The sequence below is a fragment of the Deltaproteobacteria bacterium genome (assembly GCA_009930495.1).
GTDB lineage: Bacteria > Desulfobacterota > Desulfovibrionia > Desulfovibrionales > Desulfomicrobiaceae > Desulfomicrobium.
Window position 1 is genome coordinate 1 of the sequence record RZYB01000393.1, and the last position, 1435, is coordinate 1435.

1 protein-coding gene is annotated in these 1435 nt (G+C 61.5%); it reads left to right on the forward strand.

The genetic code is table 11. The features are described from left to right. Positions 1 to 934 (forward strand): iron-containing alcohol dehydrogenase (locus EOL86_14960; protein NCD26868.1); only part of this gene is annotated, 934 nt, incomplete at its 5' end. Positions 935 to 1435: the final 501 nt, after the last annotated feature.

The window sequence follows — 1435 nt, forward strand, 5'->3', positions numbered from 1 at the left end:
CAACTGCGAGGACGCGGCCGAGGCAGGCTTGAAATTCGGCGCCGACGTCATCCTGGCCATCGGCGGCGGCAGCTCCATGGACACGGCCAAGACGGCTGCCGTGCTCATGAAACATCCCGGCAAGACGGCCAAGGATTTCTATGAGTCCGGCGAGCCCATCACCGGCGCCACGCCGTTCATCCTGGTCAACACCTCCCACGGCACGGGTTCGGAATGCGACGCCTTTGCCGTGGCCCAGTCCGACGGCGAGGACAAGCCGGCCATCAATTCCCCGCACATCTACGCGACCTACGCCATCGAGGACCCGCGTCTGACCGTGACCATGCCCCTCAAGCAGACCATCTCCACGGCCATCGACGCCCTGAACCACGCCCTGGAAGCGGCCACGACCATCGTCGCCTCGCCCTATTCCATCGGCCTGTCCAGGGACGCCATCCGGCTGGTGGCCTCGTACCTGCCGACGGCCATCGCCCAGCCCGGCAATCTGACCGCGCGTTACTGGCTCATGTACGCCTCGGCCATCGCCGGCATCAGCTTTGACCTGAGCTTTTTGCACATCACCCATTCCATGGAACACGCCATGAGCGCCATCAACGAAAAGGTCACCCATGGCGATGGCCTGGGCATCCTGCTCCCGGCCATGGTGCGCGAAATCTACCCGGCCGTGCCCGAGATGCTCGCCGACATCTGTGCACCGATCGTGCCGGGCCTGGACGGCGTGCCCGGCGAGGCCGATTACTTCGTGGAGCAGTTCACCGCCTGGCTCAATTCCGTGGGTCAGGCCACGAGCATGGCCGGCTACTTCACCGAGGCCGATATCCCGGCCCTGGTCAAGATGACCATGGAATCCTCCCTGTCCAAGATCCTGCTTGGCCTGGCGCCGATCAAGGTCGACGCCACGGTCATCGAACGCATTTTCCGGAATTCGTTGTAGACCCAACTTCTCCGGTCACGGCGGCCAGGCCAAGACCTGGCCACCGTGGCAGGACGCCCGACGGCCAAAAGTCATGTTCCAGGCGCGCTTCGGACCGCCACCCCATCCGCGCCCACGCCAAGTCCCCGACACCACTCGCGAAAGCCCTCCGCCGGAGCCCATCGCATTCGGGCCCGTCAAGCTTGTCCCCCCAAAAAAGTCACGGGGGGCCTTGTCTGGCGCCCCGGCTCCTCGCCGACTCCCACGAAACGTTCGCAAGTTTCAAGGTAGCGAACATGATAGGAACAACTTGGACCGTGAAAGACACATTCCTGGCACATCTTTGCCCATTTGCTCCAAATTGTTCCTTTTTACATCAAGATATTTAAATTATTGTAAAAATACTGTTCTTATTTTTGTACACAGGGTTCACGACGCACCCAAGACCCCGTCCAGATGAAAACAAAAATCCGCCGGGGCAGATCTCGCCGGGCTCAAATCCGCGCTCAAAAACACCGTTGG